Origin of the sequence: Cupriavidus basilensis (assembly GCF_000832305.1) — a bacterium.
GTDB classification, from domain to species: Bacteria; Pseudomonadota; Gammaproteobacteria; order Burkholderiales; family Burkholderiaceae; genus Cupriavidus; species Cupriavidus basilensis_F.
The window spans coordinates 1,424,602-1,448,107 of record NZ_CP010536.1 but is presented as its reverse complement, the minus strand read 5'-3'; the positions used below and the strand labels follow the sequence as shown (position 1 = coordinate 1,448,107).

The 23,506-nt window shown below is 64.4% G+C and carries 22 protein-coding genes and 2 tRNA genes; 4 read left to right on the top strand and 20 right to left on the bottom strand.

The annotated features are described in order from the left end of the window. Positions 1 to 56: 56 nt before the first annotated feature. From pheT to RR42_RS06575, 11 genes are all read right to left on the bottom strand, one after another. Positions 57 to 2,504 (bottom strand): phenylalanine--tRNA ligase subunit beta, encoded by a 2,448-nt coding sequence (gene pheT / locus RR42_RS06625; protein ID WP_043345036.1) that lies wholly within the window; start codon positions 2,502 to 2,504, stop codon positions 57 to 59. Positions 2,505 to 2,575: 71 nt separating this feature from the next. Beyond that, positions 2,576 to 3,607 (bottom strand): phenylalanine--tRNA ligase subunit alpha, encoded by a 1,032-nt coding sequence (pheS, locus tag RR42_RS06620; RefSeq protein WP_043345035.1) that lies wholly within the window; start codon positions 3,605 to 3,607, stop codon positions 2,576 to 2,578. Positions 3,608 to 3,943: 336 nt separating this feature from the next. After that, positions 3,944 to 4,300, bottom strand: a complete 357-nt coding sequence (gene rplT / locus RR42_RS06615; protein WP_006163216.1) for a 50S ribosomal protein L20 — start codon at positions 4,298 to 4,300, stop codon at positions 3,944 to 3,946. Positions 4,301 to 4,327: 27 nt separating this feature from the next. After that, positions 4,328 to 4,525, bottom strand: coding sequence for a 50S ribosomal protein L35 (gene rpmI, locus RR42_RS06610; protein ID WP_006575466.1), 198 nt, complete (start codon positions 4,523 to 4,525; stop codon positions 4,328 to 4,330). 170 nt (positions 4,526 to 4,695) lie between these two features. Next, complete coding sequence (infC, locus tag RR42_RS06605) at positions 4,696 to 5,217, bottom strand: translation initiation factor IF-3 (protein WP_081488948.1); 522 nt, start codon at positions 5,215 to 5,217, stop codon at positions 4,696 to 4,698. Positions 5,218 to 5,262: 45 nt separating this feature from the next. Continuing rightward, a complete protein-coding gene (gene thrS / locus RR42_RS06600) occupies positions 5,263 to 7,170 on the bottom strand; it encodes a threonine--tRNA ligase (protein ID WP_043345032.1) in 1,908 nt (635 codons plus the stop codon). A gap of 367 nt (positions 7,171 to 7,537) precedes the next feature. Next, positions 7,538 to 7,614: transfer RNA gene (locus RR42_RS06595), tRNA-Val, on the bottom strand. A gap of 67 nt (positions 7,615 to 7,681) precedes the next feature. Further along, positions 7,682 to 7,758: transfer RNA gene (locus tag RR42_RS06590), tRNA-Val, on the bottom strand. A 21-nt stretch (positions 7,759 to 7,779) separates the two neighbouring features. Then, the gene (locus RR42_RS06585) at positions 7,780 to 10,002 is read right to left on the bottom strand and encodes a RelA/SpoT family protein (RefSeq protein ID WP_043345031.1); all 2,223 of its coding nucleotides are present in this window, start codon (positions 10,000 to 10,002) and stop codon (positions 7,780 to 7,782) included. Positions 10,003 to 10,017: 15 nt separating this feature from the next. Further along, positions 10,018 to 10,380: a RidA family protein gene (locus RR42_RS06580; protein WP_043345029.1), complete on the bottom strand. Its 363-nt coding sequence runs from the start codon at positions 10,378 to 10,380 to the stop codon at positions 10,018 to 10,020. A 62-nt stretch (positions 10,381 to 10,442) separates the two neighbouring features. Beyond that, on the bottom strand, positions 10,443 to 11,330 hold the full coding sequence (locus RR42_RS06575; protein ID WP_043345027.1) for an alpha/beta fold hydrolase: 888 nt from the start codon (positions 11,328 to 11,330) through the stop codon (positions 10,443 to 10,445). A 202-nt stretch (positions 11,331 to 11,532) separates the two neighbouring features. Between RR42_RS06575 and RR42_RS06570 the strand changes: the two genes are divergently transcribed. Next, a complete protein-coding gene (locus RR42_RS06570; RefSeq protein WP_043345026.1) occupies positions 11,533 to 12,309 on the top strand; it encodes a 3-hydroxybutyrate dehydrogenase in 777 nt (258 codons plus the stop codon). Positions 12,310 to 12,323: 14 nt separating this feature from the next. Then, positions 12,324 to 12,818, top strand: coding sequence for a DUF411 domain-containing protein (locus tag RR42_RS06565; protein ID WP_043345024.1), 495 nt, complete (start codon positions 12,324 to 12,326; stop codon positions 12,816 to 12,818). 95 nt (positions 12,819 to 12,913) lie between these two features. Here RR42_RS06565 and RR42_RS06560 read toward each other — a convergent pair whose 3' ends face one another. Both RR42_RS06560 and RR42_RS06555 read right to left on the bottom strand, forming a co-directional pair. Next, positions 12,914 to 13,552, bottom strand: a complete 639-nt coding sequence (locus tag RR42_RS06560) for a CoA transferase subunit B (RefSeq protein WP_043345023.1) — start codon at positions 13,550 to 13,552, stop codon at positions 12,914 to 12,916. 11 nt (positions 13,553 to 13,563) lie between these two features. Then, positions 13,564 to 14,265 (bottom strand): CoA transferase subunit A, encoded by a 702-nt coding sequence (locus tag RR42_RS06555; RefSeq protein WP_043345022.1) that lies wholly within the window; start codon positions 14,263 to 14,265, stop codon positions 13,564 to 13,566. 173 nt (positions 14,266 to 14,438) lie between these two features. Here RR42_RS06555 and RR42_RS06550 point away from each other — a divergent pair, with 173 nt between their 5' ends. Continuing rightward, a complete protein-coding gene (locus tag RR42_RS06550; RefSeq protein ID WP_043345020.1) occupies positions 14,439 to 14,984 on the top strand; it encodes a PAS and helix-turn-helix domain-containing protein in 546 nt (181 codons plus the stop codon). 125 nt (positions 14,985 to 15,109) lie between these two features. On the opposite strand, the gene RR42_RS06545 is transcribed toward RR42_RS06550, so the two are convergent. The 6 genes from RR42_RS06545 to RR42_RS06520 all read right to left on the bottom strand — a co-directional run bounded on the left by RR42_RS06545 (position 15,110) and on the right by RR42_RS06520 (position 20,820). After that, positions 15,110 to 15,508, bottom strand: coding sequence for an acyl-CoA thioesterase (locus tag RR42_RS06545; protein WP_043345018.1), 399 nt, complete (start codon positions 15,506 to 15,508; stop codon positions 15,110 to 15,112). A gap of 210 nt (positions 15,509 to 15,718) precedes the next feature. Continuing rightward, positions 15,719 to 16,423 carry a DUF2968 domain-containing protein gene (locus RR42_RS06540; RefSeq protein ID WP_043345016.1) on the bottom strand — a complete coding sequence of 235 codons (705 nt, stop codon included), beginning with the start codon at positions 16,421 to 16,423 and terminating at the stop codon, positions 15,719 to 15,721. A 236-nt stretch (positions 16,424 to 16,659) separates the two neighbouring features. Next, a complete protein-coding gene (locus tag RR42_RS06535; RefSeq protein WP_043345015.1) occupies positions 16,660 to 17,688 on the bottom strand; it encodes a DctP family TRAP transporter solute-binding subunit in 1,029 nt (342 codons plus the stop codon). Positions 17,689 to 17,757: 69 nt separating this feature from the next. Beyond that, positions 17,758 to 19,062, bottom strand: coding sequence for a TRAP transporter large permease (locus tag RR42_RS06530; RefSeq protein WP_043345014.1), 1,305 nt, complete (start codon positions 19,060 to 19,062; stop codon positions 17,758 to 17,760). Beyond that, positions 19,059 to 19,667: a TRAP transporter small permease gene (locus tag RR42_RS06525; RefSeq protein ID WP_043345012.1), complete on the bottom strand. Its 609-nt coding sequence runs from the start codon at positions 19,665 to 19,667 to the stop codon at positions 19,059 to 19,061. Before RR42_RS06525 ends, RR42_RS06530 begins: the two co-directional genes overlap by 4 nt. Before the next feature lie 367 nt (positions 19,668 to 20,034). Beyond that, the gene (locus RR42_RS06520; protein ID WP_043345010.1) at positions 20,035 to 20,820 is read right to left on the bottom strand and encodes an SDR family oxidoreductase; all 786 of its coding nucleotides are present in this window, start codon (positions 20,818 to 20,820) and stop codon (positions 20,035 to 20,037) included. Between the two features lie 344 nt (positions 20,821 to 21,164). On the opposite strand from RR42_RS06520, the gene RR42_RS06515 reads away from it, so the two are divergent. Further along, complete coding sequence (locus tag RR42_RS06515; protein ID WP_043345009.1) at positions 21,165 to 22,850, top strand: electron transfer flavoprotein-ubiquinone oxidoreductase; 1,686 nt, start codon at positions 21,165 to 21,167, stop codon at positions 22,848 to 22,850. Between the two features lie 55 nt (positions 22,851 to 22,905). Here RR42_RS06515 and RR42_RS06510 read toward each other — a convergent pair whose 3' ends face one another. Next, positions 22,906 to 23,367 (bottom strand): hypothetical protein, encoded by a 462-nt coding sequence (locus tag RR42_RS06510; RefSeq protein ID WP_043345008.1) that lies wholly within the window; start codon positions 23,365 to 23,367, stop codon positions 22,906 to 22,908. Positions 23,368 to 23,506 lie beyond the last annotated feature (139 nt).

The window sequence follows — 23,506 nt, the reverse complement described above, 5'->3', positions numbered from 1 at the left end:
GGCGATCCGCCCGGATGCGGAAGTCCGGGCGCTCCATTGTCATGTCAGCTGGTGGATCAGCCGCGCATCCGCGCCTGGAATGCAGCGCCGGCGGCTTCGACCATGCAACGCACCGCGCTGTCGACGGTTTCGTCCTGGAGGGTCGCCCCAGTATCTTGCAAGGTCAAGCGGAACGCAAGGCTTTTCTCGTCCGCGCCAATGGCCGCCGAAGCCGCCTTCGGACGGAACTCGTCGAACAGCACCAGGCTCTGGCAATAGCGGGCAGAACCCTGTTTTTCCAGGGCTTCGCGCATGGCGTCGAGCAGGTCCTGCACGCGCACCGACTGCTTTACCACCAGTGCCAGGTCGCGTACGGCGGCCGGGAATTTGGAGATTTCGGTGTAGCCGGGCAAGCCCACTTCACGCAGTGCCTGCAGGTCCAGTTCGAACACGACCGGTGCTTGCGTCAGTTCGTACTCCTGCAGCCAGCGCGGATGCAGTTCGCCGATCACCCCGGCGACCTTGCCGTCGATCACCACTTGCGCGGCGCGGCCTGGATGCAGCGCGGGATGCGATACCGGCTCGAAGCGCGCGACGCGCGGGAACAGCAACGCCTCGACATCGCCCTTGACGTCGAAGAAGTCCACCGGGCGGGTGGCGATGCCCCACTGCTCGTCGAAGGCCGGGCCGTAGGCAATGCCGCCGGCAACCATCGGCTGGCGATAGCCGGCCACCGTCAGGCCGCCATCGGCAACCGAGGCGTCGCGATGGAACACGCGGCCCACTTCAAACATCCGCACACGCGATGCCTTGCGATTGAGGTTGTAGCGCACCTTGTCGAGCAGGCCACCGATCAGCGTGGAACGCATCACCGCCAGTTGGCTGGCGATCGGGTTCAGCAGTCGGATCGGGTTGTCGTTGCTGGCGAAGTCGCGCTCCCACTTCTCTTCGACGAAGGCGAAGTTGATCACCTCCTGGTAGTCGCGCGCGGCAATCGCGTGGCGTACCGCATGGGTCGAGCGGCGGGCTTCGTCGGTCGGGCGCATCTCGCTTTCGGCGATCGGCGGGCGCGCCGGAATACGCTCGAAGCCGTAGATGCGGGCTACTTCCTCGATCAGGTCTTCCTCGATCTCGATATCGAAGCGATAGCTCGGCGGCGTGACCACGAACACCTCACCGTCCTCGCCTTGCTCGCGGGCGAACGGCAACTGCAGGCGCTGGAACACGTCGGCGATGACCGCAGGCGACAGCTCGATGCCAAGCACGCGCTCGGCACGCGCCACGCGCAGTCGCACCGGCTTGCGTTGCGGCAGGTTGACAATCTGGTCGTCGACCGGGCCGGCCTGGCCACCGCAGATCTCGAGGATCAGCGCGCTGATGCGCTCGATATGCTCAACCGTGGTGGCGTAGTCCACGCCACGTTCGAAGCGATGTCCGGCGTCGGTCGAGAAGTTGAAGCGGCGCGAGCGGCCCTGGATCGCTTGCGGCCACCAGAAGGCGGCTTCGAGGTAGATGTTGGTGGTGTCGAGCGTCACGGCGGTGCTGTCGCCGCCCATGATGCCGGCCAGGCTCTCGATCTCCTTGTCGTCGGCGATCACGCCGACCTGCTCGTCGAGCTCCACGGTATTGCCGTTGAGCAGCTTGAGCTGCTCGCCCTTGCGGCCCCAGCGCACATCCAGCCCGCCGTGGATCTTGTCCAGGTCGAAGACGTGCGAGGGGCGGCCGAGTTCGAGCATCACGTAGTTGGAGATGTCGACCAGCGCGGAGATGCTGCGCTGCCCTGCCCGCTCCAGGCGTTGCACCATCCATGCCGGCGTGGCCGCGTGCGCGTTCACGCCGCGGATCACACGGCCCGAGAAACGGCCGCACAGGTCGGGGGCGGAAATCTTCACCGGCAGCTTGTCGGCCAGTGTCACCGCAACCGGCTTCATCTCCGGCAGGCGCAGCGCGGCACCGGTCAGCGCGGCGACTTCGCGCGCCACGCCGTGGATCGACAGGCAGTCGGCCTTGTTGGGGGTGAGCTTGATGACGAAGACCTGGTCATCCAGGTCCAGGTACTCGCGAATGTCCATGCCGATCCTGGCATCTTCGGGCAGGAGCATCAGGCCGCCGTGGTCCTCCGACAGCTTGAGCTCGCGCGCCGAGCAGAGCATGCCGAAGCTGTCCACACCGCGCAGCTTGCCTACCTTGATCTCGAACGGCTTGCCGCCCGCCTCGGACGGCGGCAGCACCGCGCCGACCAGCGCGCAAGGCACCAGGACGCCGGGCGCGACATTGGGTGCGCCGCAAACGATCTGCAGGGTCTCACCGGTGCCGGCATCGACCTGGCAAACGTTGAGACGGTCCGCATTGGGATGACGCTCGGTGGAAAGCACGCGCGCCACCACCACCTTGTTGAAAGGCGGCGCGACCGGGCCGACCTCTTCCACTTCCAGCCCGGCCATGGTCAGGCTGTGCGAGAGCGCATCGGTGGAAATCTTGTCGGGATTGACGAAACTGCGAAGCCAGGATTCCGAGAATTGCATGGCGCTTCTGATCCGGTAAGTATTCTGTTCTGGGGTGTCGGTGACGATGTGCTCTGGCGCGGATACGCGCCTCAGGCGAACTGGCGCAGGAAACGCGCGTCGCCTTCGAAGAACAGGCGCAGATCGTTGATGCCGTAGCGGAGCATGGTCAGGCGTTCAAGGCCGGAACCGAAGGCAAAGCCGATATAGCGCTCGGGGTCCAGGCCCATATTGCGCAGCACATTGGGGTGCACCTGGCCCGAGCCGGAAATCTCCAGCCACTTGCCGTTGCCGAAAGCCATGTCGATTTCCGCCGACGGCTCGGTGAACGGGAAGTACGAGGGGCGGAAACGCACCTGGATGTCATCGCGCTCGAAGAACTTGCGCAGGAAATCGGTGTACACGCCCTTGAGGTCAGCAAAGCTCACGTCATCGCCAATCCACAGGCCTTCGACCTGGTTGAACATCGGCGAGTGCGTGGCGTCGCTGTCGACGCGGTAAGTTCGGCCGGGACAGATCACCTTGATCGGCGGCATCTCGCGGCCCTTGTACTTCTCCACATGCATGCGCGCGTAGCGCACCTGCATCGGGCTGGTGTGGGTACGCAGCAGCAGCAACTTGCCGTCGCTGTCGCGGCCGTCCACATAGAAGGTGTCCTGCATCGAACGGGCCGGATGGTTGTCCGGGTTGTTCAACGCGGTGAAGTTCATCCAGTCCGTTTCGATTTCGGGGCCATCCGCCACATCGAAGCCCACCGAGCCGAAGATCTGCTCGACGCGCTCCCAGGTGCGCATCACCGGGTGCAGGCTGCCACGGGCAACCGCGCGGCCCGGCAGCGTGACGTCGATGGCTTCGGCAGCCAGCCGCGCGTTCATCAGCGCGTCGGCCAGCGCCTGGCGGCGTGCCTGCAGCGCGGCTTCGACCTGTTGCTTGGCCTGGTTGATGCGCGCGCCTTCGCTCTTGCGCGTTTCCGGGTCGAGCTTGCCGAGGCTCTTGAGCAACTCGGTGAGCGCACCGGTCTTGCCGAGAAAGCGGGCTTTTTCGTTTTCCAGCGTGGCGTTGTCGTTGGCTGCAGCGAAGGCGGCCTGGGCGTCGGCGACGATTTGATCCGGATCCAGAGACATGGCGGCGGTCGGCGATAAATTTGGCGTCCGGGTCACGCTGGGCCCGGGCGTGGGTTGGCACTAAGTGCGATGTGGGTGCAGAGCCCGCGCGGCACCGGGGGCGGCGCGGGCTTCGTTTCGGATGTCGTCTTGCATCGAGCCGGGAACGGCGCGCGAAACGGTATCCGAAATGAAAACGGGGCTCGGTGAGGAGCCCCGTTTCTGCAGGTCCGGCCGAATCGCCATCGCGGCGACAGGCGCTGCTCAGGCAAATTCGGCGGAAATGCTGTCGACCTTGCGGTCGGTGCTTGCCCGGGAAACCACGCCAGACACTAGCGTGGCACCCCGGAGCCGGCATCAGGCAACGGTGGCTTTCACCTGGTTGACGATGGCGGCAAAGGCAGGCTTGTCATGAATAGCCATGTCCGACAGCACCTTGCGGTCCAGTTCAATCGAAGCCCGCTTCAGGCCGTTCATGAACACGCTGTAGGTCATGCCATGCTCACGCGAAGCAGCATTGATACGCGCAATCCAGAGTGCGCGGAACACGCGCTTCTTGTTGCGGCGATCGCGGTATGCGTACTGGCCAGCACGCATGACCGCCTGCTTGGCGATACGGTAGACGTTATTGCGGCGGCCGCGGAAACCCTTGGCGGCGACGATGACTTTCTTATGGCGGGCCCGTGCAGTGACCCCACGTTTTACTCGAGGCATGTAATGCTCCTTTCGTTTTCGTTAGGGTTATGCGTAAGGCATCATTGCGCGAACGGACTTCAGGTTCGTCTCATGGACGTCCTGGGTGCCGCGCAACTGGCGCTTATTCTTGGTGGTCTTCTTGGTCAAGATGTGACGCTTGAAGGCCTGGCCACGCTTGAACGAACCATTCGGACGCGCAGTAAAGCGCTTGGAGGCGCTTTTCTTGGTCTTCATCTTCGGCATGAAATACTCCAGCTTCTATGACATGCATGCAGGTGGCCAGCTAGCGCCGACACTTGCAAAACCCGCATCCACTTATTGTTGCGCTAAAGCCGCGTGCGGCCTCTGCGCTGCTTTCGCACGACACCGCGCCCGGAGGGATTCCCCTCCGGGCCGCGGCGACGCGCAAAATCTTACTTCTTCTTCTTGGGAGACAGCACCATCACCATCTGGCGGCCTTCCATCTTCGGCATCTGCTCGACCTGGCCAACTTCTTCCAGATCCGCCTTCAGGCGTTCGAGCACACGCGCGCCGATTTCCTGGTGCGCCATCTCACGGCCGCGGAAACGCAGCGTGATCTTGGTCTTGTCGCCGTCTTCGAGGAAGCGCTTCAGGTTACGCAGCTTGACGTTGTAGTCGCCATCATCCGTACCCGGCCGGAACTTGACTTCCTTGACCTGGATGATCTTCTGCTTCAGCTTGGCGTCGTGCGCGCGCTTGGCTTCCTCGTACTTGAACTTGCCGTAATCCATGATACGGGCAACCGGCGGCACCGCTGTAGGAGCGATTTCCACCAAGTCCAAGTCCTTATCCTCAGCCAGGCGGAGCGCGTCCATGAACTTGACGATGCCGAGCTGCTCGTTATCAACCCCGACCAAGCGCAATTCGGGTGCGCTGATTTCGCGATTGATGCGATGACCTTTGTCTGTAGCGATGTTGCGTTACCTCAAGAAGACAAAAAACAAGCCGTGCTCATCCCATCAGGCTTTGCTGGCAACGTCCTGTTGCAGACGCTCCACAAACGCGGAGACGGACATCACGCCCAGATCCACGTTGCCACGGGCACGCACGGCCACTTGACTGGCATCCCGTTCTTTGTCGCCCACTACCAGGAGGTAGGGAATCTTCTGAAGGGAATGCTCGCGGATTTTATACGTAATTTTCTCGTTACGCAAATCCGCCTTAGCCCTAAATCCTTGTTTTTGCAGCAGTTGCACGACGTTTTCGGCATATTCCGCCTGCGAGTCCGCAATATTCAGCACCAGAACCTGCTCCGGCGCCAGCCAGGCGGGCAGCGCGCCGGCGTGGTTTTCCAGCAAGATGCCCAGGAAGCGCTCGAAAGAGCCCAGGATGGCCCGGTGCAGCATGACCGGGCGCTTGCGCGAGTTGTCTTCGGAGACGTACTCGGCATCCAGGCGCTCCGGCAGCACCAGGTCCAGCTGCAGCGTGCCGCATTGCCAAGACCGGCCGATGGCATCCTTGATATGGTATTCGACCTTGGGGCCGTAGAAGGCGCCCTCGCCCGGCAGCTCCTCCCACTCCACGCCGCAGGCGCGCAGCGCCAGGCGCAGGCCTTCCTCGGCGTGATCCCAGACTTCGTCCGAACCGGCACGCTGATCCGGGCGCAGCGACAACTTGACCGCAATGTCCTTGAAGCCGAAATCGTCGTACACGGAGAACGCCAGCTCGTTGAAGGCCTTGGCCTCCGCTACGATCTGCTCTTCCGTGCAGAAGATGTGCGCATCATCCTGCACAAAGCCACGCACGCGCATCAGCCCGTGCAGCGCGCCGGAGGGCTCGTTGCGATGGCAGGCACCGAACTCGGCAAGGCGCAGCGGCAGGTCGCGGTAGGAGCGCAGGCCGTGATTGAAAATCTGCACATGGCCAGGGCAGTTCATCGGCTTGATCGCGTAGTCGCGCTTCTCCGACTCCGTGACGAACATGTTTTCCTTGTAGTTCTGCCAGTGACCCGACTTCTCCCACAGCGAACGATCCATCACTTGCGGCGTGCGCACTTCTTCATAGCCGGCCTGCGTCAGGCGGCCGCGCATATACTGCTCCACCGCTTGCCACACCTGCCAGCCCTTCGGGTGCCAGAACACCATGCCCGGCGCCTCTTCCTGCAGGTGGAACAGGTCGAGCAGCTTGCCCAGCTTGCGGTGGTCGCGTTTCTCGGCCTCTTCCAGCATGTGCAGGTAGGCTTCCTGGTCTTCCTTCTTGGCCCATGCCGTGCCGTAGATGCGCTGGAGCATCTCGTTCTTGGCGTCGCCGCGCCAGTAGGCACCCGCCACCTTCATCAGCTTGAAGACCTTGAGCTTGCCCGTGGACGGCACGTGCGGGCCACGGCAGAGATCGACGAACTCGCCTTCGCGATACAGGCCGATCTCCTGGTCCTGCGGGATCGAGGCGATGATCTCGGCCTTGTACTTCTCGCCCATCGACTCGAACAGCTTCACGGCTTCGTCGCGGCTCCAGACTTCACGCGTTACCTTCTCATCCTTCTTGGCGAGCTCGGCCATCTTCTTCTCGATGGCGACCAGGTCCTCGGGCGTGAAGGGGCGCTTATAGGCGAAGTCATAGTAGAAGCCGTTCTCGATCACCGGGCCGATCGTCACCTGCGCCTCGGGATACAACGCCTTGACAGCGTAGGCCAGCAAGTGCGCCGTCGAGTGACGGATCACATCGACACCATCGGCATCCTTGTCCGTGACGATGGCGAGAGCAGCATCGCGCTCGATGAGGAAGCTGGTATCGACCATCTGCCCATCGACCTTGCCCGCCAGGGCAGCCTTGGCCAGGCCCGAGCCAATGCTCTGCGCCACTTCGGCTACCGTCACCGGGCCGGGGAATTCGCGTCGGGAACCATCCGGCAGCGTGATTGCGATCATCTTGCACCTCATCAGAAATCCACCCGCCGGGGCCCAAGCCGCCGGCAAGCGAATGAAAAGCATCTTGTAGCGCCCGGCTCATGCATTTCGTGAAACCAGCATGGGCCTGGCAGCGGGGACTTCGCCCGGATCCACCCACGGGCGACCGAGCAGGATAGCAGGGAGCCAATAAGCGACAGACGAAAAAAAACGCAGCCAAGGCTGCGTTGTTTTTCGATTTAACCCCAATCCACCGGGTCCGAAGGCGCACCTCGACTACTGTCGCTAATTAGCGGTAGTAGTTCGCTGTGTCTTGAACATGGCGCCTTTTCCGTTCCAGGTTATCGGGATCAACCGGACTGCTTCGGTACTTCTTACTGCTATGCGTTGGTAGGCTCGATTGGACTCGAACCAACGACCCCCACCATGTCAAGGTGGTGCTCTAACCAGCTGAGCTACGAGCCTATGGTACTGCTTGAAACTAACCGCTGTATGCGCTTGCTGCTGCGCCTACGTTTTACTGCTTGTTCGTTGGTAGGCTCGATTGGACTCGAACCAACGACCCCCACCATGTCAAGGTGGTGCTCTAACCAGCTGAGCTACGAGCCTACGGAGAACGAAAGTATAGCATCACTTTCTTTTCGCTTGCAAGACCCCCGCCACATCTTCGATCAAACCGAGTGCGCGCTGCAACTGCGTGGCCTCGGAAACCTCGGCGGTGAACTGCATCCGCGCGACGCCTTTGCTCGACAGCGTCTTCACGCCGGTGACGTTGATCTTCTCGCGCGACAGCACTTCGGAGATGTCGCGCAGCAGTCCTTGCCGGTCGATCGCCTCCACGTGGATGTCCACCGGATAGACGGCATCGCTGCGCTTGCCCCACTCGGTATGGATCACGCGCTCCGGCGCACGCGCCGAGAGCTGCCCGAAGGTGTGGCAGGTGCGGCGATGGATCGAGACGCCGCGCCCGCGCGTGACGAAGCCCACGATCTCGTCCGGCGGCGCCGGCTTGCAGCATTTGGACATCTGCGTGAGCAGCGAATCCACGCCCACCACCAGCACACCACTCTTGGCGCCGCGCGCCACGCTGGTGGCGCGACTCTTCTTGGTGACAGCCTCTTCCTCGCTCTGCACCACCACGGCTTCACCCTCGGGGTGCCGCAGCGCCTGCTCCACATGGCGCAGGCTGAACTCATCCTTGGCGACCGCGGCGAACAGGTCGTCCGGCGTCTTGAAGCCCAGCCGAGCGGCAAGGTCATCCAGGTTGACCGCTGTCTTGCCCTCGCGCTGCAAGGTCTTGTCGATCAGCGCGCGGCCTTGCGACATGGTCTCTTGCGAATCCAGCGCATTGAACCAGGCGCGCACCTTGGCGCGCGCCCGCGGGCTGGCCAGGTAGCCCAGCTCCGCGTTGAGCCAGTCGCGTGACGGGCCGCCCTGCTTGACGGCGATGATGTCCACCGTCTGCCCGTTCTTCAGCGGCGTGTTCAGCGGCACCATGGTGCCATCCACGCGCGCGCCGCGGCAGCGATGACCCAGATCCGTATGCAGGTAGTACGCGAAATCCACCGGCGTAGCGCCCTGCGGCAACGCCACCACGCGCGCCTGCGGCGTCAGCACATAGATGTGGTCGTCGATGGCCGCGTGCTTGAGCTGCTCCCACGGCGACTCGTCGTGCGCAACCGAATGATCGGCGTCGTCCTTCCACGCCAGCAACTGGCGCAGCCACGCGATCTTCTCGTCGTAGCGCTCGCTGGCGGAGAACTGGCCGCTATAGCCCTTGCTGCCGGCTTCCTTGTAGCGCCAGTGCGCGGCCACGCCGTACTCGGCGAAGTGATGCATCTCCTGGGTGCGGATCTGCACCTCGAAGGCGCGCCCGTCGTCGCCGATCACCACCGTGTGCAGCGACTTGTAGCCGTTGGACTTGGGCCGGGAAATGTAGTCATCGAACTCGCGCGGAATCGGCTGCCAGATATGGTGCACGATACCCAGCACGGTGTAGCAATCCTTGATGTCGTCGACGATCACGCGAAACGCGCGCACGTCGTAGAGATCGGCAAAGTCGAGCTCCTTGCCACGCATCTTCTTCCAGATGCTGTAGATATGCTTGGGCCGTCCGCTCACCTCGGCGCGGATCCCGGCCGATGCCAGCTCGGACTGCAGCCGCGCGATGGCGCTGGCGATATAGCCTTCGCGCTCGATGCGCTTTTCGTCGAGCAATCGCGCGATGCGCTTGTAGGTATCGGGCTGCTCGAAGCGGAACGCCAGATCCTCCAGCTCCCACTTCATCTGCCAGATCCCCAGCCGGTTGGCCAGTGGCGCGTAGATGTCCAGCGTTTCGCGCGCGACCCCCGGCAGCGGCTGCGCCTTGACCTGCGCCAGCCAACGCAGCGTCTGGAGCCGCGAGGCGAGGCGCACCAGCACCACGCGGATGTCCTGCGCGAAGGCCAGCAGCATCTTGCGCAGCGCCTCCACCTGCTCCTGGCGCGCGGCAATTTCGTCCTTGGTGGTTTCGGGCGCGCCGCTGTGGCCCACCGCGATCGCGCCGATACGCAACAACTGCCGCACACCCTTGACCAGCCCCGCCACTTCTTCGCCGAAGAGCGGCTCGATTTCCGCCTCGCTGCCAGGCACGAACGCGGCCAGCGCAAACAGGCAGGCCGCCGCGCGCGCGGCATCGTCGACGCGCAGGCCGTCGAGAATGCGCAGCATGCCCTCGGCATGCGAGAGCACGGTTTCGCCGGTGGGCAGCAACGCCGCGCTACCGCGCTCGCGCACGAACGCCAGGGCGCGCTCCACCAGCCCGGCATCGGGCGTGCCGGCAATCTGCCCGGTCAGGTCAGTCGACGTCACCATCTCGCTGCCCCAGCCTCACTTGAGCGCGGCGGTGACCACCACTTCGATCAGGTACTGCGGATTGGCCAGGCGAGCCTCCACGGTGGCGCGCGGGGGCGTATGGCCCTGCACCACCCACGCGTCCCAGACTTCGTTCATGATGCCGATCTGGTCGACGTCGGTAAGGAAGATCTGGCACGAGAGAATCCGGCTCTTGTCGCTGCCTGCTTCGTTCAAGAGGCGCTCGATATGGCCCAGCACCTCGCCGGTCTGGCCACGCAGGTCCGCGCCGGGATCGACTTCCGGCACCTGGCCGGCAAGGTAGACCACGCCGTTGTAGATCGCGTATTCGGACAGGCGCTTGCCCACGTGGGCGCGCTTCAGTTCATTGGCACTCATGGCAATACTTTAGTCGTCGGGTAAAACATCAAAATCATCGGGGCCGGGCAGCGCTTCCCGCTTCAGGCCGCGCCCAGGAAAAACTGCTTAGCGATGGCCACTTGCGCGGGATCGATGAACGTCGGGGCATGCCCCACATCCGGCACTTCCACAGAAGTCACGCTGCGCCCGCGCGCCACCATCTCCGCCACCGTCTCGCGCGTGAGCAAGTCGGACTGCGCGCCGCGTACCACCAGCGTGGGCGCCTGGATGGCCTCGAACATCTGCCACAGCGCCACTTCGCCCGCGCTCACCTGCTCGGGCGTGGTCTCGCGGAACGGCAGCGCCATCGCCAGATCGTAATGCAAGCCCCATTCCAGGCCTTCCGCGCCCTGCACGGGCTTGAGGATGGCGCCGTTGAGCTCGCGCCATTGCTCGGGCGTGTGCCGGCCAAAGGACGCGCTGATGGTCTGCAGGTAGGCGAGGCCTTCCTCGAAAGTCTTGAAGCGCACCGGCAGGCCCAGGTAGGCACCAATCCGCTCCACCGCCGAGGCGGCGATGCGCGGGCCCACGTCGTTGAGCAGCAGCTTGCGCACCGGCGACTTGGGCAGGCCCGCCAGTCCCATGCCGATCAGGCCGCCCATCGAAGTGCCAAACCAGTCGACCTGCTCGACATTGAGCCGGGCGATCAGGGTGACCATGTCTGACACGTACTGCGGCACCACGTAGCGGCGCGGGTCCGCGAGCCAGTCCGAGCGGCCGCGCCCGACTACGTCGGGGCACACCACGCGGTACTCTGCGCACAAGGCAGCAGCCACCGTGTCAAAGTCACGGCCGGTGCGCGTCAGGCCATGCACGCACATCAGCACCCGGGGATTGGTGGGATCGCCCCATTCGTGATAGGCCATGCGGTGAAGACCCGCCGGGCTGATGCACTGGACGAAGCCGAGGCGCGGACTGACTGACGGCATCTGAACTCCCTGGCAATACGGTAGCAAGAACGGCGCCGCCGGCATGGTGGCGCCCGGGTTGGGCAAAGCTGGATTGTACGCTGCAGCAGTTACAATGCCACAGCATCGGGGTTCTCGCCGTCATGCCTTTGCCGCTGGCGCACGACGAGTCCCTCGCGCAGTCCAACTCCAACGTGCAAAGCACTCCGACGAAAGGGCAAACATGCTTAAAGGCAAGACGGCACTGGTCACGGGTTCCACCAGCGGTATCGGACTCGGCATCGCACAGGCACTGGCCGCCCAGGGCGCCAACATCATCGTCAACGGCTTCGGCGATGCAGAAGCCGCCAAGCGCGAGATCGCGCAGGCCGGCGCGGGCATTCGCGTGGGCTACCACGGCGCGGACATGAGCAAGTCCGCCGAGATCGAGGACATGATGCGCTACGCCGACGCGGAATTCGGCGGCGCCGACATTCTCGTCAACAATGCCGGCATCCAGCACGTGGCGAACATCGAGGACTTCCCGCCCGAGCGCTGGGACGCGATCATCGCCATCAACCTGACCTCCGCCTTCCACACCACCCGCCTCGCGCTGCCCGGCATGAAGCGCAAGGACTGGGGCCGCATCATCAATATCGCCTCGGCCCACGGGCTGGTGGCCTCCGCGCAAAAATCCGCCTACGTAGCCGCCAAGCATGGCATCGTCGGCCTGACCAAGGTCACCGCGCTGGAAACCGCGCAGACCGGCGTGACCGCCAATGCGATCTGCCCGGGCTGGGTGCTGACGCCGCTGGTGCAAAAGCAGGTGGAAGCGCGCGCGCAGAAGGACGGTATTCCCGTGGAACAGGCCAAGCACGAGCTGGTGATCGAGAAGCAGCCGTCCGGCCAGTTCGTCACGCCCGACGAGCTTGGCGCGCTGGCCGTGTTCCTGGCCAGCGACGCGGCCCGCCAGGTGCGTGGCGTGGCCTGGAACATGGATGGTGGTTGGGTGGCGCAATGAGCGCAATGAGCGCAATGAAAACAAAGGCACAGAGCACGCAGCGACGCCACGTTCTGCGCGCCCTGACCCTGGGCGCCGCCGCCTCGCTGGGGCTGCGCGCCGGTGCCGGCGCCGCTGCCGCCCCACTCGCCATCGAAGTGTACAAGAGCCCGCAATGCGGCTGCTGCGAGGGCTGGGTCGAGCACCTGCGCGCAAACGGCGTTGCCGTGACCGTGCGCGACGTGGAAGACACCGGCGTCTATCGCGCCCGCTTCGGCATGCCAGAGCGCTTCGGCTCCTGCCATACCGGCCGCATCGCAGGCTATGCGATCGAAGGCCATGTGCCGGCCGCCGACATCAAGCGGCTGGTAGCCAGCAAGCCCAAGGCCGTGGGCCTGGCAGTGCCCGCCATGCCGGTCGGCTCGCCAGGCATGGAGCAGGGCACGCGCAAGGACCCGTTCGATGTCCTGCTGGTCCGCGCGGATGGCGGCGCATCGGTCTTCGCCAGCTACAACAAGCGCAGCACCTGAAGCACCCGGAGCATCTGACAAAGGCGCCCCCGGCGCTGAGAACAAAAAACCCCGCGAACGCAAGCTCGCGGGGTTTTTCATTGCGACAGCGCGAATCAGAGCAGCGGAGCGCCCGTCTTGCTCTGGATCTCTTCGCGGCTCACGCCCGGCGCGGTCTCCACCAGCTTCAGGCCGGCTTCGGTCACGTCGATCACGCCGAGGTCCGTGATGATGCGATTGACCACGCCCACGCCGGTCAGCGGCAGCGCGCACGACGCCAGGATCTTGATGTCCTCGCCGCCGTCCTTCTTCTTGGCGGTGTGCTCCATCAGGACCACCACGCGGCCGACACCAGCCACCAGGTCCATCGCGCCGCCCATGCCCTTGACCATCTTGCCCGGAATCATCCAGTTGGCCAGGTCGCCCTTCTCGCTGACCTGCATGGCGCCGAGGATAGCCAGGTTGATATGGCCGCCGCGAATCATCGCGAAGGAATCCGCCGAGGAGAAGATCGACGAGCCCGGCAGCGTCGTCACGGTCTGCTTGCCGGCGTTGATCATGTCAGCGTCGACCTCGGCCTCGGTCGGGAACGGGCCGATGCCCAGCAGGCCGTTCTCGGATTGCAACCAGACTTCCATGCCTTGCGGCACGTGGTTGGCCACCAGCGTCGGCAGGCCGATGCCCAGGTTCACATAGAAGCCGTCCTGCAGTTCGCTCGCGGCGCGCGCCGCCATTTCGTCACGTGTCCATGCCATGATGATTCTCCTTAGCCCGCGGCACGCACGGTGCGCTGCTCGATGCGTTTCTCGGGGTTGGCGTTCAGCACGATGCGCTGCACGAAGATGCCCGGGGTGTGGACCTCATCCGGATCCAGCGTGCCGGTATCGACCAGGTGCTCGACCTCGACGATGGTGACCTTGCCGGCCATCGCGCACATCGGGTTGAAGTTGCGCGCGGTGCGGCGGAACACCAGGTTGCCGGCGCGATCCGCCTTGTACGCCTTGACCAGGGCCACGTCAGCGGTCAGCGCGCGTTCCATCACGTACTGCTGGCCATCGAACTCGCGGATTTCCTTGCCGTCGGCCACGATGGTGCCCACGCCGGTCTTGGTGAAGAAGGCGGGGATGCCCGAGCCGCCGGCGCGCAGCTTCTCGGCCAGCGTGCCCTGCGGGGTAAATTCCAGCTCGAGTTCGCCGGCCAGGTACTGGCGCTCGAACTCCTTGTTTTCACCGACGTACGACGAAATCATCTTCTTGATCTGGCGCGTGGCGAGCAGCAGGCCCAGGCCGAAACCGTCAACGCCAGCGTTGTTCGAGATGCAGGTGAGCTGCTTGGCGCCGCTGTCGCGCAGCGCGGCAATCAGCGCCTCCGGGATGCCGCACAGACCGAAACCGCCAACCGCGATCGTCTGGCCGTCGCGAACGACGCCCGCGAGCGCCTCCGCGGCGCTGGCGTAGACCTTGTTCATGTTTGCTCCTTCCTCGGTGATTTCCTGTCATTGCGCCCGCCTCCAGGTGATGCCGGCGAGTCACGCAGGGAAATTGTAACGGTACAATCGGACGGAGATCGTCCAGTTGCCAACCGTCCGACAGCATACGCAAGCGTCGCATCCCGCGCCAATACGTACAATTACATAAGCAAATGCCCGCCATCGACTACCAGACCGCCTTCCAGCTCGCCCCAGTCGGCCTCGTGCTGTCGCGCGAGCGCATGATCGAGGACTGCAACGACGAGCTCTGCCGCATCTTTGGCACCACCCGGGCCGCCATGATCGGCGAATCGTTCCAGGTACTCTATCCCACCGCTGACGAGTTCGAGCGTACCGGCGCGCGCATCGTGCCGATCATGAACGCCAAAGGCACCTACTCCGACGAGCGCATCATGAAGCGCGCCGGGGGCGACCTGTTCTGGTGCCACGTCACCGGGCGCTCGCTGGACCGCCAGCAGCCCTTGGGCGCCGGCATCTGGACCTTCGAAGACCTCTCGCAGAAGCGCCCGGTCACCGCCGAGTTGACGGCGCGCGAACGCGATATCGCCGCGCAGCTGGTGGATGGCAAGACCAGCAAGCAGATCGGCAAGCTGCTCTCCATCAGCCCCCGCACGGTGGACATCTACCGGGCCAGGCTGATGAAGAAGTACAGCGCCCATACCTCGGTCGACCTGGTACAACGCCTGCTCAACCACTAAGAGGCCATTTCAAAAAGATTCTGGCGTCGTTGCGCGGCCTTGCCGTACTAGTTGTACTGTCTGCGGCCGCGCGCCTAGCCAGAACCGCTTCGCTTCATTTTGAAACAGCCACTAAGGGCGGCGCCCTACTCCATCAGCGCCCGGATTGCCGGCGGCACGGGCACGGATTTTTCGGCCTCGTAGTCGCACCAGACCACCTTGGCGCCGCCTTGCGCGTACACCACGTCCGGCTGGTCGATGCGGCGGATCTCCATGCGGGTCTCGAAGCTCGTGCGCCCCAGGTCTCCGGCAAACATCCGGCACTCGATATCCCCGGGATAACGCAACTGCTTCAGGAAACTCATGTGGGCGTTGATGATGACTGGCCCGCAACCGCTGGCGTCCTTGCCCCCATGTCCCAGCGACTCGAACCAGGCAATGCGCGCCTGCTCCAGGTAACGGAAGTAGACCGTGTTGTTGACATGGCCCATGGCGTCCATGTCGCCCCAACGGATGGGCATGTGCAGAGTGAATACGGGTTTCATGCGCGTGAGCGTAACACCGGGAGCCGGCCGCTTCCATCGGCGAAAGCGACGGTTCACACATCGGCGCATCAGGAGGACGGCCGCCCTGGCCTTCGATCAGCCAAGCATGTTCATCTCGGACCAATCCGAATCCGCGCCCGGAAGTTGGGGCGAGTGCAAGCCGGCGACGGACGCCGCCGGCATGACAGGCAAAGACAGGAAGGCGATGGCTTAGCGGCGCACAGGGCGGTCGGTGCCCGGCGCGCCGGGCATGGCGAGGCCGGAATCCGTCAGGGACGATTCCATGCGGCGGATCTGCTGCTGCAGCTGCTCCAGGCGGATACGGGAGGCACGGCTCTCGATTTCCGCGCTCTGCACCTCGATGCGCGCCGCCTTCTGCTCTTCGGCGATACGCTGGCGCTGCGCCTGCATCACGCGCACGTCTTCATTGAGCGCATTGGCACGCGCTTCGGTTTCTTGCAGTGCCTTGTCAAACGCGCGTTTTTGCGATGCCAGCACCTGGCGGCGGATATCGTCATCGGCCCAGATCGCGCTCTGCTGCGTTACCTGGCGGTAAGCCTGTTCCGCCGCGCCGATCGATTCGAAGCGGAAAACCCGCCAGAGATTCTTCTGGTAGAACAGCGCCACATAGCAAACCACCTGATCGTCCGCGAGCATCAGCGTGGTGCCGTAGTCGCCGTTGTAGCTGGTGCGCAGCTCGCGCACCGACCTGTCACGCAAGCGTTTCTGCAGCTCCGACACCAACCCCAGGGAAGCCGGCGAGGCCTGCGGCATGCTGCCCGAAGCGGTCAGCGGCGCCGGGGCCACCGACGTCGGCACGGGCTCGGCTGCCGCCACGACACCAGAGGCGGACAGCGACAACGCCAGGCCGATCAGGCTGGCTAGCAAGGGGGCGCGGCAGGAATTATTCAACATGGCGTTCCGGCTGGGACGGGGACGAAATACGGTTCAAGAAATCAGAGTGCATCATGCTGCACTACCCGGCGGCAATGATGCGCAGCGTGCACCTCTCCGACCGCGGATTGTAACAAGCTTCCCGGCAAGGGCCGCGTTTTGTAACCAGAACGGGATTGGCGGTGCCATTCCCGCAACAGCCCCACCGACGCGGGGGAGCGTTAGCGCCACCCCAAGCCAGCGGAGCCGCCCGCCGCTTAGCGCTTGGCGATCGAGGCTTCTGCCTTGCTCACCAGGTCCACGCCAATCTGCTTCTTCCACTTGTCATAGACCTTGGCCGTAGCCTTGCGGAAAGCATCGTGCTCGGCCGGCGTCAGCTGCGCCACCTTCACGCCGTGGGCCTCCATATCCTTCCAGGCCGGTGCGCCCGCCTCGACCAGGCCCTTGCGGGCCAGCGCCGTTTCCTGCTTGCCGGCGTCGATGGCGGCCTGCTTGACGATCTCGCGGTCAGCCGGCGTCCAGCTTTCCCAGATCTGCTTGTTGACCACGAAGATCAGCGGGTCAGCCACGTAGCCCCAGGTGGTCACGTACTTCTGGCCGACCGTGTAGAGCTTGGCGGCGGCAAACACCGATTGCGGATTTTCCTGGCCATCCACAGCACCCGAGGCCATGGCCGGCTGCGCGTCGGCCCAGCTCATCTGGGTCGGGTTGGCGCCGAGCGCATTGAAGGTCTCGATATACAGCGGCGAGCCCACCACACGCAGCTTCATGCCTTTCAGGTCTTCCGGCTTGCGGATCTCGCGCTTGGAGTTGGAGACTTCACGAAAGCCGTTCTCGCCCCAGGCCAGCGGCACCACGCCGGACTTGTCCAGGGTCGCGAAGATCGACTTGCCGACTTCGCCTTGCGTGAGGGCATCCAGTGCCTTGTAGTCAGGCATCAGGAACGGCAGCGAGAACAGGTTCAGCTCCTTGACCTGCGGCGACCAGTTGATGGTCGAGCCAACCGCCATGTCGATCACGCCCTGGCGGATCGCCGAGAACTCGCGGGTCTGGTCACCGGCCACCAGCGAGGTTCCCGGGTACAGCTTGATGTTGATGCGGCCGCTGGTGCGCTGGCGCACCAGGTCGGCCCAGATCTCGCCGCCCTTGCCCCACGGGAAGGCCGGGCCGAGCACCAGCGACATCTTGTACTCGGCTTTGTAGCTCTGCGCCATGGCGCCAGCGGGCGCGAGGGCGGCAGCGGCAATGGTAGCTGCCAGCGACAGCATCAGGGCACGACGTTTCATGCGTTCTCTCCTCTCAGGATCTGTTGTGTGTTTCTTATGGGCAACCAGAATTTCAATACCTCAACGACCTCAATAACCCAGGTAGTCAGGCAACCAGGTCGCCAGCGGCGGGAAGGCCAGCACCAGCAGCATGGCGACGAACATCGCCAGCAGCATCCACACCACCCACGGCACGGTCTCTTCCATGCGCACGCGCGCGATCCGGCACGAGACCATCAGGTTCACCGCCAGCGGCGGCGTGAACTGGCCAAGCGCGACCTTGAGCGTCAGCACCACACCGAACCAAACCGGGTTCCAGTGAAAGGCATTGGCGATCGGCAGCAGCAGCGGCACGAAGATCAGGAAGATCGAGATGCCATCGAGGAACATCCCCACCGTCATCAACAACGCCACGATCAGCGCCAGCACGCCGTATTCGCCCAGCCCGGAATGCGCAATGGCATTGGCCAGCGGATCGATCACGCCCAGCGTGGACAGCGCGTAGGCGAAGATGCCGGCCAGCGCCACCACCAGCAGGATCACCGCGGAAGTCTCCGCCGCCTCCTGGAAGATCACGAACAGGTCGCGCATGCTGATGCTGCGGTAGATCACCATGCCGACGAACAGGCCGTACACCACCGCCACCACGGCGGCCTCGGTCGGCGTGAACCAGCCCGCGCGCATGCCACCCAGGATCAGGAACGGCGCGACCAGGCCCCAGGCCGCTTCCCGCAGGCTCTTCCAGAATGGGGGGCGCGGCAAGCCGGCCTCGATGGCACCCATATTGTGCTTGCGCGCCAGCCAGACGGCCGGCACGATCAGCGCCACGCCGGCCAGGATGCCGGGGATCATGCCTGCGGCGAACAGCGCCGGCACCGAGGCACCGGGCACCAGCACGCTATAGATGATGAAGGCAACGGACGGCGGGATCAGGATGTCGGTCGCGGCGGCGGCGCCGACCACGGCCGCGCTGTACGCGCCGGGATAGCCGGCCCGCGACATCGCAGCGATCATCACCCCGCCCACCGCGGCCGCATTGGCCGGGCCGGAGCCGGAGATACCGCCCAGGAACATGGCGACCAGGATGGCCACCAGCGGCAGCATGCCCGGTCCGCGCCCGACGATGGCGATGGCGAAGGTCACCAGCCGCTGCGCCACGCCGGAACGGTCGAAAATCGAGCCGACCAGCACGAACATCGGGATCGCCAGCAGCGGGTACTTGCCCAGGCCGGCGTAGAAATTCTGCGGCACGGCCAGCAGGCCGAACATCTGAGTGTCCAGGTTGGACAGGCCGATCGCCACCAGGCCGCCAAGCCCCAGCGACACGCCGATCGGCACGCCCAGCATCATCAAGCCCAGGAACACCACGAACAGGATAATGGCAATGAGGGTCATGGCGCGGACTCCGAAGCGGCTGCGCCATCGACGCGCTCGGCATGCAGGGCCTTGAGCGCACGCAGGTTGCGCACCGCTACGCCGAGCGCCCGCAGCGCGATGGCAGCGGACAGCACAGGCAGCCAGACGGAGTACCACCAGCTCGGCACGCCAATGCCCGGCGAGGTCTCTCCAAACGTGTATTCGTCCCACGCCACGCGAGCGCCCAGCACCGCCAGCGCGATGAACATGACCGCAACGGCCACCGCCGACAGCACCGCCAGGCGCCGCTGCCGCGCCGCGGTGCCGCGATCGAAGAAAAATTCAATGCGGATATTGCGATCGCGCGCCACGGCCGCGCTGCCTGCCACCAGGGCCAGCACGATCATCAGGAAAACCGAGAATTCCTCGGTCCAGGCAAACGATTCATCGGTGAAATAACGGACCACCACGTTGGCGAAGGTGATGCACACCAGCAACACCATGACGATCACGCCAACCCAGTCTTCAATTCGCGGCGATACCTTGAAGCCGCTGTCCCCTTGCTGGCTGGCGCCAGTCTCGTCCGGCATGGCCGTGACGTGTTTTGGGCCGGCATCGCGCCGCCCCTCCCGATCTGCTTGCATCTCCCCGGCCTCCGGTCCGGTCCGCGCGGCGCCGCTGGCTGCGCACGGATTTTCTCTTTGAATTATGTAAAGACTTAATCTCAAGACATGGCGGATTATGCCAAGACTTGCAGCGCACGCGGGAACTTTTGCTCCATGCCGAGCGTTGCCCCTGCTGGACAGGCGCGCCCGTGCACCCCGCGCTGGCTCGCGCCAACAGGCAGTCTGCTGGCCGTGGGAATCCGGCAGGCCATCGATTCCGCAGGGTGTCCAAGGGGACCGGATAAGCCCAGGGACCGTGAATCGCACGCCCCGCCGCGGCTTTTGGCGCGGGCCAGGGCCAACCTGCCGGCAAGCGCACGCAAGCGTGCGCCGCCCCTTCTGACGGCTACACCATGCCGTCGTCGGCGGTAATGATCGCGCCGTTGATGAATGCCGACTGGTCGGACGCCAGCAGCAACAGCAGGCCGTCCAGGTCCTCTGGCTTGCCCACGCGCTTGCGGGGCAGCATCTGGACCAGCTTCTGGCCGGCGTCGGTGTCCCAATGGTGGTGGTTGATATCGGTGTCGATGTAACCGGGGCAGATGGCGTTGACGTTGATGCCATGGCGCGCCCACTCCAGCGCCATCGACTTGGTCATGTGCACCACCGCAGCCTTGCTCATGCAGTACACGCCGATCTGCGACAGCACCTTGAGCCCGGCGACCGACGCGATGTTGACGATGCGCGACTGCGGCAGCGGATTGCCGTTCTTCTCGGCACCCTTGGCGCGCGCAATCATGCGCTTGGCCACTTCCTGCGCCACGAAAAAAGCGCCCCGGGTATTGGTGTCGAAGACGAAATCGAAGTCGTCGGGGGTGACGTCGGTCAGGCGCTGGGTGGTGGAGACGCCCGAGTTATTGACCAGGATGTCGATCGCCCCGGCCTCGGTCTCGGCATGCGCCACCGCGGAGCGCACGCTATCGTGGTCGGTCACGTCGAGCTGCACCACGTGCGCGCTGCCGCCCTCGGCCTCGATCGCGGCACGCAGCTCCTTGAGCCGCTCGGTACGCCGCGACGCCAGGATGACCTTGGCGCCGGCACTCGCCAGGACGTGGGCAAAGCGCGTGCCCAGACCGCTTGAAGCGCCTGTCACCAGCGCGACCTTGCCTTCCAGATTGATCGACAAACCCATAATGGCCTCTATGTTCGGGAGCCCCGGCGCCGCCTGCCATGGCCACGGCCAACGGGCGCTCCTCGCGCAATCTGCCTGCGGAAAACCGAAGGCAGCATATCAAAAAAAAGAACGGTCGTTCCAAAAAAAATCTTGCCTGACCATGGCGAGTCCCGGACAATGCCGGAGATTCTAAGAACTCGGGCCACAAAGGGAAAGAGGAAAAACGCGTATGGCCGCCACGATCTGGCGAGTGCGCCCCCCCCCTGCCCCAGGTTCCCCCCGATCATCGCATCCCCGGTACCACCGAACACGGCATTTCCCACAATTGCGCGCAAGTTGCCAAGAATAGAGGGTTAGAGACAATGAATCAGCAACAGCTCCTGGAGCAGTACGGCCCCCGCGAGGCCATGGAATACGACGTCGTCATCGTTGGCGGCGGCCCCGCCGGCCTGGCAACCGCCATCCGCCTGAAGCAGCTCGCCCAGGAAAAAGGCACCGAGGTCAATGTCTGCGTGCTGGAAAAAGGCTCCGAGCCGGGCGCCCACATCCTGTCCGGCGCCATCATGGACCCGGTTGCGCTCAATGAGCTGATCCCCAACTGGAAGGAACTCGGCGCCCCGCTGAACCAACCGGTCGCCGAAGACAAGTTCCTGTTCCTCAACGAAACCGGTTCCAAGGCCACACCGTCCGCGCTGCTGCCGGAGTGCTTCCACAACCACGGCAATTACATCGTCAGCCTGTCCAACTTCACGCGCTGGCTGGGGCAACAGGCCGAAGGCCTGGGCGTTGAGATCTTCCCGGGCTTCCCTGCCGCCGAGGTGCTCTACAACGACGACGGCTCGGTCAAGGGCGTGGCCACCGGCAACATGGGCATCAACAAGGAAGGCGAGCCGACCGAGAATTTCCAGCTCGGCATGGAGCTGCACGCCAAGTACACCATCTTCGCCGAAGGGTCGCGCGGCCACCTGGGCAAGCAGCTGATCGCCAGGTACAAGCTCGACGACGGCAAGGATCCGCAAAGCTACGGCATCGGCCTGAAAGAGCTGTGGGAGATCGATCCCGCCAAGCACCAGCCAGGCCTGGTGGTGCACACCGCCGGCTGGCCGCTGGACCCGGCCACCTACGGCGGCTCCTTCCTGTACCACATGGAAGACAACAAGGTTGCCGTGGGCTTCGTGGTGGGCCTGGACTACACCAACCCCTGGCTCTCCCCGTTCGAGGAGTTCCAGCGCTTCAAGACGCACCCGGAAATCCGCACTTATTTCGAAGGTGGCAAGCGCATCAGCTACGGCGCGCGCGCCATTACGGCCGGCGGCCTGCTGTCGCTGCCCAAGACCGTATTCCCGGGTGGCGCCCTGGTCGGCTGCGACGCCGGTTACCTGAACGCCTCGCGCATCAAGGGCAGCCACGCCGCCATCAAGACCGGCATGATGGCCGCCGAAGCCGCCTACGATGCGCTGCAGGCCAACCGCCAGCACGACGAACTGACGGCCTACCCGACCGCCTTCGAGAACAGCTGGCTGCACAAGGAACTGCTGCAGGCAAAGAACTTCAAGCAGTGGTTCAAGAAGGGCCGCACCACCGCCACGCTGATGACCGGCATCGAGCAATGGCTGCTGCCCAAGCTGGGCATCCGCAATCCGCCCTGGACCCTCCACCGCGAGAAGCCGGACCACGTCTACCTCAAGCCAGCCGCCGAGTGCCAGCAGATCGTCTACCCGAAGCCGGACGGCAAGCTCACCTTCGACCGCCTCAGCTCGGTGTTCATCAGCAACACCAACCATGAGGAAAACCAGCCGGCCCACTTGACGCTCAAGGACGCGAGCGTTCCCGTCAATGTCAACTGGGACAAGTTTGCCGGCCCCGAAAGCCGCTACTGCCCAGCCGGCGTGTACGAGTTCGTGCAGAACGACGACGGCAAGGAACGCCTGCAGATCAATGCGCAGAACTGCGTGCACTGCAAGACCTGCGACATCAAGGATCCCACCCAGAATATCGTCTGGGTGACGCCGGAAGGCGGCGGCGGCCCGAACTACGTGGGCATGTAAGTTCGCCGCAAGGCAAGCAAAACGGCACCGGATTCGGTGCCGTTTTCTTTGAGGCTCAGACCTGCGGGCTCGACGTCGCGGGCGACGTCAGTAAATCATGATAGAGCGGCTTGTCGTCGGCCACGCTCCGATACCAGCCAATCACATCGGCCACGCCGGCAATCAGCGTGATGAGTGCCGGGCCGGCGAGCGGCACCTGCCCGATCCCGTCGATCAGGGCCAGCACCACGTCCGTCATGCCGCCAGCCTCGCGCGGCTTGCCGAGGGCCGTGGCCGAGGCCACGTCCAGCGGCGACATCCCAGCCAGCGGGCGGGCGCCGTCAGCGCCGGTGCCGGCGCCGACGGGCTTGGCTCCGCTCGAAAGCGCTTCCAGCCCCAGCGCGCGCTCGTCCATCGACCAAGCGCTCGCCTGGCCGCCGCCCTGCGCGATATTGGCCATGGCTGGCATGGCAACGGCTAGCAGGGCTGCCAGGATGGACGCGCGCAATGGCGCGCCAAGACGGGATATGCGCTTCATGATGCCTCCTTGTGGCAGGGATCGGGATACCGGCCAGCCGCAACGCCAGCACGCCGTGCCCGATTTTCTTGCAGGGGACGGCAGAGACGGGAAGCGTGCCTCGGGCAAGAATCCGTGTTGGCAGGATGACTCCAAACGC

What these genes read in the sequence shown, in the direction of transcription:
- pheT (WP_043345036.1), bottom strand. Translation starts at nt 2,504, where the DNA reads ATGCAATTCTCGGAATCCTGGCTTCGCAGTTTCGTCAATCCCGACAAG.
- pheS (WP_043345035.1), bottom strand. Translation starts at nt 3,607, where the DNA reads ATGTCTCTGGATCCGGATCAAATCGTCGCCGACGCCCAGGCCGCCTTC.
- rplT (WP_006163216.1), bottom strand. Translation starts at nt 4,300, where the DNA reads ATGCCTCGAGTAAAACGTGGGGTCACTGCACGGGCCCGCCATAAGAAA.
- rpmI (WP_006575466.1), bottom strand. Translation starts at nt 4,525, where the DNA reads ATGCCGAAGATGAAGACCAAGAAAAGCGCCTCCAAGCGCTTTACTGCG.
- thrS (WP_043345032.1), bottom strand. Translation starts at nt 7,170, where the DNA reads ATGATCGCAATCACGCTGCCGGATGGTTCCCGACGCGAATTCCCCGGC.
- RR42_RS06585 (WP_043345031.1), bottom strand. Translation starts at nt 10,002, where the DNA reads ATGGTGACGTCGACTGACCTGACCGGGCAGATTGCCGGCACGCCCGAT.
- RR42_RS06580 (WP_043345029.1), bottom strand. Translation starts at nt 10,380, where the DNA reads ATGAGTGCCAATGAACTGAAGCGCGCCCACGTGGGCAAGCGCCTGTCC.
- RR42_RS06575 (WP_043345027.1), bottom strand. Translation starts at nt 11,330, where the DNA reads ATGCCGTCAGTCAGTCCGCGCCTCGGCTTCGTCCAGTGCATCAGCCCG.
- RR42_RS06570 (WP_043345026.1), top strand. Translation starts at nt 11,533, where the DNA reads ATGCTTAAAGGCAAGACGGCACTGGTCACGGGTTCCACCAGCGGTATC.
- RR42_RS06565 (WP_043345024.1), top strand. Translation starts at nt 12,324, where the DNA reads ATGAAAACAAAGGCACAGAGCACGCAGCGACGCCACGTTCTGCGCGCC.
- RR42_RS06560 (WP_043345023.1), bottom strand. Translation starts at nt 13,552, where the DNA reads ATGGCATGGACACGTGACGAAATGGCGGCGCGCGCCGCGAGCGAACTG.
- RR42_RS06555 (WP_043345022.1), bottom strand. Translation starts at nt 14,265, where the DNA reads ATGAACAAGGTCTACGCCAGCGCCGCGGAGGCGCTCGCGGGCGTCGTT.
- RR42_RS06550 (WP_043345020.1), top strand. Translation starts at nt 14,439, where the DNA reads ATGCCCGCCATCGACTACCAGACCGCCTTCCAGCTCGCCCCAGTCGGC.
- RR42_RS06545 (WP_043345018.1), bottom strand. Translation starts at nt 15,508, where the DNA reads ATGAAACCCGTATTCACTCTGCACATGCCCATCCGTTGGGGCGACATG.
- RR42_RS06540 (WP_043345016.1), bottom strand. Translation starts at nt 16,423, where the DNA reads ATGTTGAATAATTCCTGCCGCGCCCCCTTGCTAGCCAGCCTGATCGGC.
- RR42_RS06535 (WP_043345015.1), bottom strand. Translation starts at nt 17,688, where the DNA reads ATGAAACGTCGTGCCCTGATGCTGTCGCTGGCAGCTACCATTGCCGCT.
- RR42_RS06530 (WP_043345014.1), bottom strand. Translation starts at nt 19,062, where the DNA reads ATGACCCTCATTGCCATTATCCTGTTCGTGGTGTTCCTGGGCTTGATG.
- RR42_RS06525 (WP_043345012.1), bottom strand. Translation starts at nt 19,667, where the DNA reads ATGCAAGCAGATCGGGAGGGGCGGCGCGATGCCGGCCCAAAACACGTC.
- RR42_RS06520 (WP_043345010.1), bottom strand. Translation starts at nt 20,820, where the DNA reads ATGGGTTTGTCGATCAATCTGGAAGGCAAGGTCGCGCTGGTGACAGGC.
- RR42_RS06515 (WP_043345009.1), top strand. Translation starts at nt 21,165, where the DNA reads ATGAATCAGCAACAGCTCCTGGAGCAGTACGGCCCCCGCGAGGCCATG.
- RR42_RS06510 (WP_043345008.1), bottom strand. Translation starts at nt 23,367, where the DNA reads ATGAAGCGCATATCCCGTCTTGGCGCGCCATTGCGCGCGTCCATCCTG.